Here is a 12,921-nt window from a genome sequence, read left to right as displayed (position 1 = left end):
GATGAAAGGTTATATGAAAAGTCCGGCAATGCCAACGGCCATATAACTTCGCACAATAGCAAACAAACAATACAGGGAAATCAATTTTCAGGCTTGCGGAGTCAGCTCACTGTGCCGCTCCGGTTTTCTTCCTCTCTCCCTTTCCAAAAAGTTATTTGTACACCACACTAAACACAAGGTTCGTGTTCGCGTATCATCTTTTAAAATCAAAAAATTCAATTTCCGGAGTGACCATGCCTGCTCATTTGCTGATGCTCAGCAGTTCCCGTGTGGGAGACGAAGACTATCTTGCCCACGCCAAACCCATGATCCTTTCTCATTTGGGTGACAAACGGGATGTACTGTTTATACCTTACGCCGGTGTGACAGTATCCTTTGACGAGTACACAGCAAAAGTACAGGCTGCTTTACCTGAATGCCGTATTACCGGGTTACATACATTTGAGCATCCTGCACAGGCAGTAACAGAAGCCATTCAGGCAGGCAAAGCAATATTAACCGGCGGTGGTAACACCTTTAATTTGCTGGCAAATCTGTATAAAAACTCGCTTATTGCGCCTATATGCCTGGCCATTGAATCAGGCGTTCCCTACATCGGATGGAGTGCCGGTTCAAATATTTGCGGTGCCACCATCAGAACCACCAATGACATGCCTATTATCGAGCCGCCGTCGTTTGACGCGCTGGCGCTGCTTCCCTGTCAGTTGAATCCGCACTATTCCGATTATCACCCGCCGGGTTTTAACGGGGAAACCCGCGATCAACGTCTTGCTGAATTTACGACTCTGAATCCGGATACACCGGTACTGGCTATACGTGAAGGCACTGCGCTGGAGCTATCTAAAGGCAAACTGACATTTAAAGGAGAATATGGCGGTTTTGTATTCTCAGGAAAAGAAAAAACCGCCATTAAAGACGGTGATGACTTAAGCCAGTTTCTGCACCGTTGATACCAGGTCTGCTACCGTCTTCTCGTCTGCGCCGAAAGGAATTTCGGCCAGCATGGGAGCAGGCAACACAGCTTTAAGTGTCGACAGATTTTCATCGTATACCGGCATATCAGCAGACAACTGATTCGCCACCCAGCCTTTAATGTTCAGGCCGTCATTCAAAATGGCTTCACAGGTGAGTACGGCATGATTCAGACATCCCAGCCGCATGCCCACTACCACAATAACATCCAGCTTAAGTGCCTGAACGATTTGTGGCATCCAGAGACCATTGCCTAACGGTAACCGCCAGCCACCGGCCCCTTCCATGAGCATAAAGTCAGGGTGCTTCCCTGCCAGATGTTCGTACCCTTTAATCAGATCTTCTTTTTCAATTTTTAAACCCGCCTGTTCTGCAGCAATATGCGGTGCGACAGGCGGTTCAAGGGTCACCGGGTTCACTTCCTGAAGTGATACGGGTAACGAGGACGCCGCATGTAAAGCTCTTGCATCTTCGTTACTGAGCACACCGTCAATGACTTCACATCCGGCAGAGACTGGCTTGTACCCCACTGAGGAGAGTCCGGATTGCGCCGCAGCCTGTAAAAATAGAGACGACACAAAGGTTTTACCGACTTCTGTGTCGGTACCGGTAACAAAATAAGCGTGCATAAATTAGCGTTCCAGCGATATCTGTAATACGTGATAAGTGAGGGGCAGCGTGCCTTCCGGGGTGGTACAGAAAGCCTTTTCCAACACTTTCAGTGAATGGCGGGTGAAAGAATGTTGTGCGTGTCCGCTGTCTGATAAGCCTGCACCGGCTTTAGTAATTGAATGCAGCAGACTGCGTATTCCGTCAAAGTGCTCTGTGTACGTTTCAACCGTACTTTTTACTACATGAAAGCCAGCCTGACAGGCTGCTTTTTCCCACACCAGTGACTGAGGTAAAGTATTTACGGATTCAGGTAACCCCGCCACCGAACGGGCCTGAATAAGCTCATGAAAAGAACCGGCAACCATAATGGCTAACTGCGCTCTGCCTCCGGGTTTAAGCACCCTGGCAATTTCCGGCATCGCCGTGGCAGGATCATCACTCCACTGCAACGCCATTGAGGAAAATACCGCATCAAATTGCTGTGCAGAAAAAGGCAGTGCATCCGCATCACCTATTTTGAATGTCAGAGACGGATAATCCCGCTGCGCCTTTTGGAGCATATCTGCGGCAATATCCAGACCGGTAACTTGTGCACCGTTTTTCGCCAGCAATATGGTTTCCCGCCCTGTGGCGCAGCCGATATCAAGCACCCGGCTGCCCGGTTCAACGTGCAACAAACTGCGGGCATCGGCAGCGATTCGGGCCTGAACTCCCGCCACCTGATTATAGGAGTGAGCAGCACGGTCAAAGCGGGCAGCAATCGCCTGCTTTCGGGATACGGTTGTTTCAGCGGTTTTTGAGGCGGGTTGATTCACACCGCCTCCATAGCCAGCATTAATGCATCCACCAGCACGCTGATATCCCGGGCACTGTGTTGGGCAGTAATGGTGATCCGCAATCTGTCAGCCCCTTTCGGCACTGTCGGATAACGTATTGCCGGTACCCATATCCCACGTTGTTTCAGCGCTTCAGACAATGCCAGCGCCTTATGAGGATCGCCGCACATCACAGGCTGAATGGCACTGACAGATTCAGTTAACTGAAGACCCTGCGCCAGAGCATGAGAGCGAAACGTCGCAATATTCTCATGTAACCTTTTACGCTCATCACCCGTTGATATGGTCGTAAGCGAATACAAGGTAGCAATAGCCTGAGAGGCCGGCAGCGCGGTGGAGTAAATATAGTGCCTGGCGTGATTCACCAGATAATCAATAAAGGCCTGACTGCCGGCAACGAAGGCACCTGCTGTCCCCACCGCCTTGCCGAATGTGCCCATCAGTACCGGCAAGTCCTGCTGCGTGAGCTGATAGTGCTCTGCCACACCAAAACCATTTTCGCCCAGTACGCCAAATCCATGAGCGTCATCCAGCATCAGCCACGCGCCGCTGTCACGACTTTGTGACACAAGTCCTTTAACCGGTGCGCTGTCTCCGTCCATGCTGAAAATACTTTCACTGGCGATAAGGGTATCGCCGGATAAACCGGATAGTAGTGCTTCGCAGTGCGCTAAATCGTTATGACGGAAACGCTTGAATTCAGCTTTGCTGGCAAGCACGCCGTCAATGAATGAAGCATGCATGTATTTGTCGGCCAGTACGTTGCCACCATTTTGAAACAGTGCCTGACAGATGGCCTGATTCGCTGCAAAGCCGGAATTAAACAGCAGTACCGCTTCACGCTGAAGGTGCTCTTCAAGATAGGCTTCAAGGGCCGCATGTGCCTGTGTGTAGCCCGTCACTAACGGAGACGCGCCGCTGCCGCCGCCAAACTGGGCCAAGCCTTCTACCCAGCTTTGCAGCACACCCGGATGCTGACGCATGCCCAGATAATCGTTACTGGCAAAGTTCAGATAGTGCTCGCCGGCGACACAAATAATGCCGTCTTTTTCATATTCCACACAATGCCGGCGACGCAAGTAACCGGCATCCTGCTTTTTCTGAAGCTCAGCATTGATAAAATCAAATGCCATCAGGCCTCCGCAGGCGCGGTTTTTCGGGGCGCGGTGGCATCGTAAAACAAGTCAGCCGGCGCTGATTGCGCGGCAATTTCTTCCTGCAATGCCTGCTCATGAGCTTCATCAGAGAACTCGCGGGTGCGCTCAGCATTAATGCCCAGCTTGCGGAATAACAACACGTCTTCGTGGGTATCCGGGTTAGAGGTTGTCAGCAGCTTGCAACCGTAAAAAATAGAGTTGGCACCGGCCATAAAACACAGCGCCTGCATCTGTTCATTCATATTTTCACGGCCGGCGGATAAACGCACGTGTGAGGCAGGCATCATTATGCGGGCGACAGCAATGGTACGGATAAATTCGAATGGTTCGAGATCGTCCACTTTATCCAGCGGCGTACCTTCTACTTTCACCAGCATATTAATGGGAACGCTTTGCGGCTGTTCCGGCAGATTAGCCAGTTGCATCAACAGGCTTGCACGGTCTTCTGCAGATTCACCCATGCCCACAATACCTCCGGAACATACGTTCATGCCGGCGTCACGCACATTCTGCAAGGTATTAAGACGGTCGTCATAGGTACGGGTTGTAATGATGTCACCGTAAAACTCAGGGGAAGTATCCAGATTGTGGTTGTAGTAATCCAGACCTGCCTGCTTCAGTGCCACTGCCTGCTCGCGGGTAAGCATACCCAGCGTCATACAGGTCTCCAGACCAAGCTTTTTCACTTCAGACACCATCTGAGTGACATATGGCATATCGCGGTCACGGGGGTTACGCCATGCAGCTCCCATACAGAAACGGGTGGATCCGGTGGCTTTCGCTTCTTTAGCGCGCTGAATCACTTTTTCAATTTCCAGTAAGCGCTCTTTTTCTAATCCGGTATCATAGCGGGCACTTTGCGGGCAATATTTACAGTCTTCCGGACACGCGCCGGTTTTAATTGATAATAACGTACTCACCTGCACTTCATTCGGATCGAAATACTGACGGTGAACAGTTTGGGCTTTGAACAGTAAGTCATTAAATGGCAATGCGAAAAGTGCCTTAACTTCAGCTTTGGTCCAGTCATGGCGAATGTCTGCCTGATGTTGTGGTGCGTTGGACGCGATGGTCATGCCCTATCCTTTACTAATGAGAAATGCTGGCTTAGTCTATGCCTGGTTACAGAGTTGTCAACTCTGACCATTTTCAAACCTTTACCAATGGTTACATTTTGAGCAACATTGAGTTTGATCGCCAGCACATCTGGCACCCTTATACGTCTGCCGTCTCTCCCCTGCCCTGTTTTGAGGTGACCGGAGCTGACGGCGCAGAAATTACTCTGGCCACCGGTGAGAACCTGGTCGACGGTATGTCGAGCTGGTGGGCAGCCATCCATGGCTACAATCACCCGGTGTTGAACAACGCAGCCAAACAGCAAATCGACAAGTTTTCCCACGTCATGTTTGGCGGTTTGACCCATGACCCGGCGGTATCACTTTGCCGCACGCTGCTTGATATGGCACCGGACGGCATGAACCGGGTCTTTCTGGCCGACTCCGGCTCGGTATCTGTTGAAGTGGCACTGAAAATGGCATTGCAGTACTGGGCCTGCCAGGGCCGTCAGGAAAAGCACCGGATTATCGCCCCCCGCAATGGTTATCACGGCGATACCTTCGCCGCCATGTCGGTATGCGATCCGGTCAATGGGATGCACAGCTTATTCTCCGGTGTACTCAGTAAGCAGGTGTTTGCGCCCGCCCCGCAAACCCGGTTTGATCAGACCTTCAGTGAAGATGACATTTTGCCCCTTCAGGAACTATTTGAACGCCATCATCATGAATTAGCCGCTCTGATCATTGAGCCGGTGGTTCAGGGCGCCGGCGGCATGCGGATATATCATCCGGAGTACCTGAAGCGCTGCCGTCAATTGTGTGATGCCTACGATGTGCTCCTTATCTGTGATGAGATAGCCACAGGTTTTGGCCGCACCGGAAAATTGTTCGGCTGTGATCATGCTCATATCAGCCCGGATATTATGTGTGTAGGAAAAGCGCTCACCGGCGGCTATCTGACCCTTGCCGCAACACTGTGTTCCGAAGATGTGGCACAAGGTGTGTGCCAGGGAGAACCCGGCGTATTCATGCACGGTCCGACATACATGGGTAACCCGCTGGCCTGTGCTGTAGCGAATGCCAGTCTGTCACTGATTAATGAAGGGCACTGGCAAAAACAGGTAGCCGGCATCGAATCACAACTGAAAGCCAGCCTGCCAAAGTGCAAAGCGCTTCCCGGCGTGGCTGACGTGCGGGTGCTGGGAGCAATCGGTGTGGTTGAAATGAAACAACCGGTTAATGTGGCCATACTGCAGAAGCATTTCGTCGAAAAAGGGATCTGGATCCGGCCTTTCGGTAAACTGGTTTATATCATGCCACCGTACATAATTACTGAAAGCCAACTTGAAAGACTGACAACGGGCATTTATGACACCTTAGCCAGTCTGTAAAACAAAGGATGAACAATGCAGCTGATGGCCCGGGTAATTGATAAAATTCTGTTCACAGTACTCTTCATCGCTGCATTGCAGGTTCCCATACTGGCGGACCATTACCGCCAGTATCTCTCAGGCTACTACGATGCCACCAGAGAACAGGTCATTGAGCTGGAAAATCTGGCCAGACAATTCAATTTCAGTTCTGTAGATGCGTTAATAGAAAGCCTGCGAAATAACGCCGATGGCGTGGTGCAGCAGGACGCTGAAAATAAAGCCGCGCTGCAGGCAAAACTGGAAGAAGCAGACAATGGCTTAAAAACCCTCTCCACCGGCAACTACTTTGAGCAGGCCCGCTATATGTTTGCCCCCGCAAGGAAAGATACTTTATTAAGAGTGCTGGATAATTTTGCGCCGTCCATCCCCCTGACGCCAGCGGCCATTGTATTCAGTCTGATTGTTGCCATTGCATTGAACATTCTTGTGGTCTCGCCGCTTTGGGCCGGTCGCCGGGTTTATCACTGGCGTCAGGCGAGAAAGGCGCGGGTCCGGTTCAGTTGATTGGAATACTACTTATAAAATTTATTTATTCCAAATCTCTCTAGTTCAAATTCATGATTGTACCAAACCAAAATTGTTCAATAATTAAACAACCCTCATAAGCTAAAGGCTGTATTCGAGTTTCCCTAACCTTACAATGATGATCAAGGAAGAACTATGAAACCTTACTCAAGTGAGCTACGAGGTGGTAGCTCAGATCTTAACACCAGAATGGATTCATTTAGTGAAAAGTTGTCCACCGTTAAACGCGAGGTTGACGCTTTACAAATTTCTCTAAGTGAGGAGATGAAACCCTGGTTCAAACAAGCTTCTACTATTGTTGCTGTTATTGCATTAATCTTCTCATTCGGTACCACATTCGTTTCATATCAGAGAACAAATCAACTAGATATTAATAGCGACAGAAAAGAACTTAGGGAAATTTTAAACAGATTATCAACATTGCCTATCGAGAGCTTTAATTACAGCATTCAATTTGCTAATAACAATAGCGCTTTGAATACCATCAACAGTTTTATTGCTAACGAACAATCTTACCTTGCACAACAAGCGGCAGAACTTGCAACAAGAATTCCCGAAAATCTCATAACAGCCCAAGAGTACACTAATATTGCTCACGCTATGCTAAATCAAATGTGGATGGACAGAGCTATTGAGTTTTATGAAACAGCAGTAAAGAAAGCGACTGACTTTAATACCGAGAACAGTGCATTGCGCTCTCTTTCGATGGCTCTCTTCCAATCAGATAAACCTGATAAAGGTCGCAGAACTTTCCAAAAAGCAATGATAGCAACCGAAGAATACAAGGATATTTCATTCGTAGCTTTTGCAAATTCAGTTGTCCTGACTAGGTTAGCTTGGGCAAACAGTGAGTTCTATTTCGCAAACAATAGAAGTGAAGCTTTAAATCAAATAAAGTTTCTAAATGAGTTTATTAACGACTTAGCTGAGCCCGGATTATCTATTATAAAAAACACTCATAGCGACACCATAAACAAACTGGATTATCAGATAAAAAACAATATAAAAACCCCCTTTGGTCTTTATGATCAAACTTAACCTCAGTTTAATAATTTCAATACCTTACTTAATTTTACTTGAGTATTAATAAAACCTTGAGTTCTTCCAAATAATTTTAGAACTAACTAATACATATTAAGAAGGCGAGATAGTATGAAAGGCTTAGTGATTTTATTTCTGCTAACAACATTTTCTCAAACTGCAAAAAGTCAAAGTATGTTTGTTGGCTATGATAATTTTTGCGGTCTTCCCGTTATTGTCGAACAAACATCGCAGGATGCTGTAGCAACTATTCGCAATGGACAAAGGGTTATCATCATCGATCCGGCTGTTATTTCTAACTGGAGGTTTTCACGAATTTTTGCATTGGCCCACGAATGCGGTCATCACCGCATTGGTCATCTGTCAAGTTTTGAGCAATTTAGCAGACTTCATATGAATGCGACCAGAAAACAGGAACTTGAAGCAGATTGCTGGGCTGCGCGAGCACTTGCCGAAAACGGCTATTACAATGATATACGCAGAACTATAATGCAAAGGGTTAACGAGGGCCCGATAATGCAAGGCCCTTATCCTTCAAGCATGGAACGAGCAACTTTCATCGCTCAGTGTGCCGGAATTCAGTTTACTCAACCGGGATTTCCGACAGGGCATATAATGCTGACTTGCGGATGCTGGGGTAACTTTCCTCCGACCGTGGCCCCTGAATCACAATGTCAAAGTGGCAGCGTAAACGTCTTTCAGTGCAATAGTTTCTGCCAAGGAGGAGGCACTGCTTACGGCTATGTATGTAGATAAACACTTTTTGTCTTGTTGACCTGACAGCTCAGCCCCATCCCACCATAATTAAAATGACGAAAGCGCCGGGACTGACCGGCTTTTATTATACTAAAGGATAAACAGGCATCGATGTTGCAACAGTACTAAGTGAATGCGCTCCTTTATTCAGGGTCAAACGGCAATAAGTTGGTGTCAGGACCCCATAAATAAAGGCTTTAGACTACTAACAACATTGAAATAGGTTTTAACCATGTTGAATGAAAATACGTTACTGATTGGGCAAGTGTTGCAAATTCGAGACAACATTCTGGCAAAACGCCACGCTATTCCGGGTTCTCTGCAAAGCGAATGGAAACGTCTCACAGACCGCACTGCCGCCTTCGATATTAAACGTACGTTTAACACTGCCCGTAAAGGCACGACTTTCACTAAGCCTTCTCTTTTTCAGGGCTCAGCGGCAGAATTGTCTAATCTGGTAAAGGCATTGCGTAACTTCAACGCGCGTATCAGCCGTTGAAGACTGAAAACGAATAAGCGCGGAGTGATTTATTCTCACACCGCGCTTTAAACTCAGCGTTTTCTGATGATGACTATCGCCCGGACTTTTCGCCGGCCATAGCTGACCAGACGCACAAAATCTTCCCGCGCGACCGGAATATGCTGATACTCGACGACCTGATCTTCAAAGGTTTCAGGATCCGGGTCGTGAATATAGAAACAACGCTGGTCTGAGGCTGTCACCGTGACCCAGTGCGGCGCTTTTTTCTTATCAAACGCATAGGTGCTGATCAAGCACAGTACCGCAGCGCCTTCTTCCAGCAAGGCATCCAAAGATTCCATTTTCCATTCGTGAATATCAACGGTAATGCCCTTTTGTTCGGCTTCATGCAGGAAACCCTGTTCCACCACCTCTACAATGTCTTTCTTATGGGCAGTTCTCACGCCGTCAGTGAAAAGCGGTAATGTACGGTTCAACCATACTTCACTCTTAAAGCCTTCGTCAGCCGCTGCCAGAGCCAGTCCTACCGGATGACAACCACCATGACCTGACGTCATAAAAATCGTAGTTGCACGTCGCCAGAGAGATAACTCTTTTTCCTGCGACACCACGTAGTCATTGTTCAACTGTGCCATCGCCATCATCAGCGATGCAGGACCACAGGTAAATTCAGTGGTTTGCTGATACCAGGGGTACACGTCAACTTCTGCAGTACTGGATGGATAGTTCAGTACTTTCTGCATACGAATGGCGTCAGATTTGTCTTCGTAGTATTCGTTATACATACCAAACTGACTAAAACCTAAACGTTGATACAGTGCAATTGCGCCCTTGTTGTCCTCAGACACTTCCAGGCGCATAAAGCGCTTTCCCCGCGACAATGCCCTGATTTCCAGTTCACCAATCAGCGATTGGGCAACCTGTTGTCCCCTCGCCTCCGGCAACACTGCAATAGAGTAAAGACGCGTAAGCATGGTTCCGCGACGTAATAACAACAATGCGTAACCGAGTATAATGCCGTCCCGTTCAGCCACCAGCAATTCAGCATGGGGCGCCGTCAAATAAAACCGCATACGACGACGGCTTAGTTTGTCATGAGAAAAGCAACGTTGCTCAACATCACACAAAGACGATAAATCCTCAGCCGCCGCAGACCGCACCGTCACCGGTGAAAGTGACAATACGGGCTCTGCGACTTCACGAGCTGCAAGTTTGGCGCTCATCGACCGCGTAACTCCAACCTGTTTGCAAATTCCTGCATAATTAACTGGTACAATTCTTTGCCCAGATATTTGTCTTCGACGCCCGAATCAATACTCGGGTTATCGTTAACTTCAATCACGTACACTTTGTTGCCGGAGTGTTTAATATCTACACCGTACAAGCCGTCACCTACCACTTTGGCCGCCTTGATCGCCGCCTGTAAGACTGCTTTTGGCACCTCAAAAGTCGGCATGGTTTTAAAGCCACCGGAACTGAAACGGTCACCTTCGTGATGGTAAATCTGCCAGTGGTTGCGAGCCATGAAGTACTGACAGGCATAGATAGGTTTGCCACCAAGCACACCAATCCGCCAGTCAAACTCGGTAAACACGTACTCCTGCACCAGTACCAGCGCCGACGCTTCAAGCATTTCCACCAGACGTGTTTTCAGCGCTTCTGCACTTTCTACTTTATACACACCACGACTGAACGAACTCTCAGGCAACTTAAGCACCAGAGGTAACCCCAGAGTTGAAATCAACTCCTGACAGGTGTCATCAGCGCTGTCTGAAACCATTTCACTTCGCGGTGCAGGCACTTGCTGATAAGCAAACGCGTCCTGCAGATACACCTTATTACAGCAACGCAAAATCGACTGGGTGTCATCGATAACGATCAGGCCTTCACGCTCTGCTGCACGGGCCAGACGATAGGTATGATGGTCTATCGCGGTAGTTTCGCGGATAAACAGGGCATCATAATGGCCCACGGCTTCCGGCGTTAAACTGGTTACCACTTCGGCATTGAAGCCTGCTTTTTCCGCCGCTTTTACAAAGTTCTTAATCGCTTTGTCGTCAGACGGAGGAGTCGGCTCATCGGGATTAACCAGAATCGCCATGTCCCAACGCATCTTCTTGCCTTTGCGGTCACTGCGCCACTGTTGTTGTGTGAACTGCTGTAAACCATCAATACAGTCTTGTTTCAGTGGATCCGGCAAATCAGCAAAGCCACGAGCCTGCACTTCCATAAAGCCGATGTTGTCAGCAGCTATGTGTAATGTGACTTGTAAAATCGGACACGGAAATGCTTCAAACGCTGTGGCCGCAACCGGTAACAGTGCCTGATCTTTTGTTTTACCGAACAGTACAAAGAAAGATTCAATGCCTTCTGTCACCGGCCATTTAAATTTGTCCGGCAACGGTAATCGGGCACTGCCCTCATCGGCAATGCGCAAATCATTGATCGTTTTTACAGACGGTAACACACGGTGTTGACGCGCTTGCGCCAGCAACGAACAGTAATATCCCTGACTTAAATAGCGGGATGTGTCACACAAGTTGATAACACGTGTTTTGGGTTCATTCCGTTTCGGAAATTCATCCAGATAATCCTGAAAAGTCAGAATGGTCTGGTCCGGCAGAGTGAAACCGCTAATGTCGTCAACAACGATAAGAGTTTTATGCATGAAATGCTTCTTGATACCTGAATAAGTAAGAACTATTTGTTACCACAATGTTAATTTCATTGAAAGTAACCTTTTCTGTCCGGGCAGTGTAATTCAACTGCGGGCATTCACCAGTGTTTTCAGAACGGCTTTTTTTTGTCGTTACCATGAGTTTTTGTGATAGCGTTTCGCCTGTCATTTTTATGCCCTCAATCGTTTTAACTTTTTTTATCAGAGAACGTTTAAATAACGTAGCAGAAACGCTATATAGTGGTCACACGACCTGTCTATGTCCCGCCCGTATTCTTATCGCCGTTACGGGTACCAAGGAGTTGATATGCTTTTACCCAGTTTAGCGATAATTGCAGGCCTGCTGGTTCTGCTGTGGAGTGCAGAAAAATTTGTCGGCGGTGCCGCCGGTGTGGCACGGCATTTTGGTTTATCTCCGTTGCTCATTGGTATGCTAATCATCGGATTTGGTACCTCGGCTCCGGAAATTATCGTGTCGGTATTTGCTGCGTTGCAGGGCAATTCAGGCATTGCATTGGGTAACGCCTATGGCTCCAATATCGCTAACATCGCACTCATTCTTGGATTGACCGCGGTTATCAGCCCTATTGCCGTCCGCTCAGATATCATCCGCCGCGAACTGCCTATTCTGCTTGGCCTAACCTTTTTCGCCTGCTGGCAATTAATTGATTTTCATGTATCCAAAGACGATGCATTCTCCCTGCTTGGTTTATTCATACTGCTGATGGGCTGGAGTATCTGGACTGGCATGAAAGGCAGCAGTGATACCCTTGCCGCTGAATATGAAGGTGAAATTAATCCGGACGATGCCAGCGTAAAAACCAATGTGATCTGGCTGCTGGCCGGGTTAGCTTTGCTGGTCGCCAGCTCCCGTATTCTGGTATGGGGAGCGGTGGAAATTGCCACTCAGTTTGGTGTCAGCGATACCATTATCGGATTAACCATCATCGCGGTGGGCACATCACTACCCGAGCTGGCCTCATCACTGATGGCTATCCGCAAGGGTGAACATGATCTGGCACTGGGTAATGTTATCGGTTCGAACATGTTTAATACGCTGGCGGTGGTAGGACTCGCCGGAACGATTCAGCCTATGCAGGTTGAGCCAAGCTTTTTCTACCGCGACGTCATGATCATGCTGGGGCTGTCGGTGGCACTCTTCATCTTCTGTATCGGCATTAAAGGTCAGGGTCGTCTGAACAGACTGGAAGGTGGTGTATTTGTACTCGGATATGTGGCTTACACCTGGTATCTGGTGCAATCAGCCTTTGTCTGATTTCCCGTTTCAGGTAACATGTGGTTTAAAAAGCGGCTTCACAGGCTAATGCCGATCAGTTAAGAGATTGACATTCGGCGTAAGAGGATCAAAATCCGAT

The 12,921-nt window shown here is 48.2% G+C and carries 13 protein-coding genes; 7 read left to right on the top strand and 6 right to left on the bottom strand.

Annotated elements, in window-relative coordinates:
• The first annotated feature begins 233 nt into the window (after window positions 1-233).
• Window positions 234-950, top strand: coding sequence for a dipeptidase PepE (pepE, locus tag AC4PME_RS18235; RefSeq protein ID WP_491046692.1), 717 nt, complete (start codon window positions 234-236; stop codon window positions 948-950).
• Here the strand turns inward: pepE and bioD are convergent.
• Genes bioD through bioB form a run of 4 tightly spaced genes read right to left on the bottom strand, consistent with a single transcriptional unit; the run spans window position 927 to window position 4,653 of the window.
• Entirely contained in the window at window positions 927-1,601 is a 675-nt protein-coding gene (gene bioD, locus AC4PME_RS18230) for a dethiobiotin synthase (RefSeq protein ID WP_491046693.1), read from the bottom strand. The genes pepE and bioD overlap by 24 nt on opposite strands.
• Before the next feature lie 3 nt (window positions 1,602-1,604).
• Window positions 1,605-2,399 (bottom strand): methyltransferase domain-containing protein, encoded by a 795-nt coding sequence (locus tag AC4PME_RS18225; protein WP_491046694.1) that lies wholly within the window; start codon window positions 2,397-2,399, stop codon window positions 1,605-1,607.
• The gene (locus AC4PME_RS18220; protein WP_491046695.1) at window positions 2,396-3,553 is read right to left on the bottom strand and encodes an aminotransferase class I/II-fold pyridoxal phosphate-dependent enzyme; all 1,158 of its coding nucleotides are present in this window, start codon (window positions 3,551-3,553) and stop codon (window positions 2,396-2,398) included. The genes AC4PME_RS18225 and AC4PME_RS18220 overlap by 4 nt, the downstream gene beginning before the upstream one ends.
• Window positions 3,553-4,653 carry a biotin synthase BioB gene (bioB, locus tag AC4PME_RS18215; RefSeq protein ID WP_119500846.1) on the bottom strand — a complete coding sequence of 367 codons (1,101 nt, stop codon included), beginning with the start codon at window positions 4,651-4,653 and terminating at the stop codon, window positions 3,553-3,555. Before bioB ends, AC4PME_RS18220 begins: the two co-directional genes overlap by 1 nt.
• Before the next feature lie 98 nt (window positions 4,654-4,751).
• On the opposite strand from bioB, the gene bioA reads away from it, so the two are divergent.
• From bioA to AC4PME_RS18190, 5 genes are all read left to right on the top strand, one after another.
• Window positions 4,752-6,023: an adenosylmethionine--8-amino-7-oxononanoate transaminase gene (gene bioA, locus AC4PME_RS18210; protein WP_491046701.1), complete on the top strand. Its 1,272-nt coding sequence runs from the start codon at window positions 4,752-4,754 to the stop codon at window positions 6,021-6,023.
• Window positions 6,024-6,038: 15 nt separating this feature from the next.
• Complete coding sequence (locus AC4PME_RS18205) at window positions 6,039-6,569, top strand: DUF2937 family protein (protein WP_491046696.1); 531 nt, start codon at window positions 6,039-6,041, stop codon at window positions 6,567-6,569.
• 156 nt (window positions 6,570-6,725) lie between these two features.
• Window positions 6,726-7,628, top strand: coding sequence for a tetratricopeptide repeat protein (locus tag AC4PME_RS18200; RefSeq protein WP_491046697.1), 903 nt, complete (start codon window positions 6,726-6,728; stop codon window positions 7,626-7,628).
• A 114-nt stretch (window positions 7,629-7,742) separates the two neighbouring features.
• Window positions 7,743-8,387, top strand: coding sequence for a hypothetical protein (locus AC4PME_RS18195; RefSeq protein WP_491046698.1), 645 nt, complete (start codon window positions 7,743-7,745; stop codon window positions 8,385-8,387).
• A gap of 232 nt (window positions 8,388-8,619) precedes the next feature.
• Window positions 8,620-8,886: a hypothetical protein gene (locus tag AC4PME_RS18190; protein ID WP_119500843.1), complete on the top strand. Its 267-nt coding sequence runs from the start codon at window positions 8,620-8,622 to the stop codon at window positions 8,884-8,886.
• A gap of 53 nt (window positions 8,887-8,939) precedes the next feature.
• Here AC4PME_RS18190 and AC4PME_RS18185 read toward each other — a convergent pair whose 3' ends face one another.
• Window positions 8,940-10,091, bottom strand: a complete 1,152-nt coding sequence (locus tag AC4PME_RS18185; RefSeq protein ID WP_491046699.1) for a GNAT family N-acetyltransferase/peptidase C39 family protein — start codon at window positions 10,089-10,091, stop codon at window positions 8,940-8,942.
• On the bottom strand, window positions 10,088-11,536 hold the full coding sequence (locus AC4PME_RS18180) for a RimK family ATP-grasp domain-containing protein (RefSeq protein WP_491046700.1): 1,449 nt from the start codon (window positions 11,534-11,536) through the stop codon (window positions 10,088-10,090). Before AC4PME_RS18180 ends, AC4PME_RS18185 begins: the two co-directional genes overlap by 4 nt.
• A gap of 316 nt (window positions 11,537-11,852) precedes the next feature.
• Here AC4PME_RS18180 and AC4PME_RS18175 point away from each other — a divergent pair, with 316 nt between their 5' ends.
• Entirely contained in the window at window positions 11,853-12,821 is a 969-nt protein-coding gene (locus AC4PME_RS18175) for a calcium/sodium antiporter (RefSeq protein ID WP_119500840.1), read from the top strand.
• Window positions 12,822-12,921: the final 100 nt, after the last annotated feature.

The sequence above is a fragment of the Alteromonas sp. genome (assembly GCF_984505615.1).
This window is presented reverse-complemented; position numbering and strand designations above follow the sequence as displayed.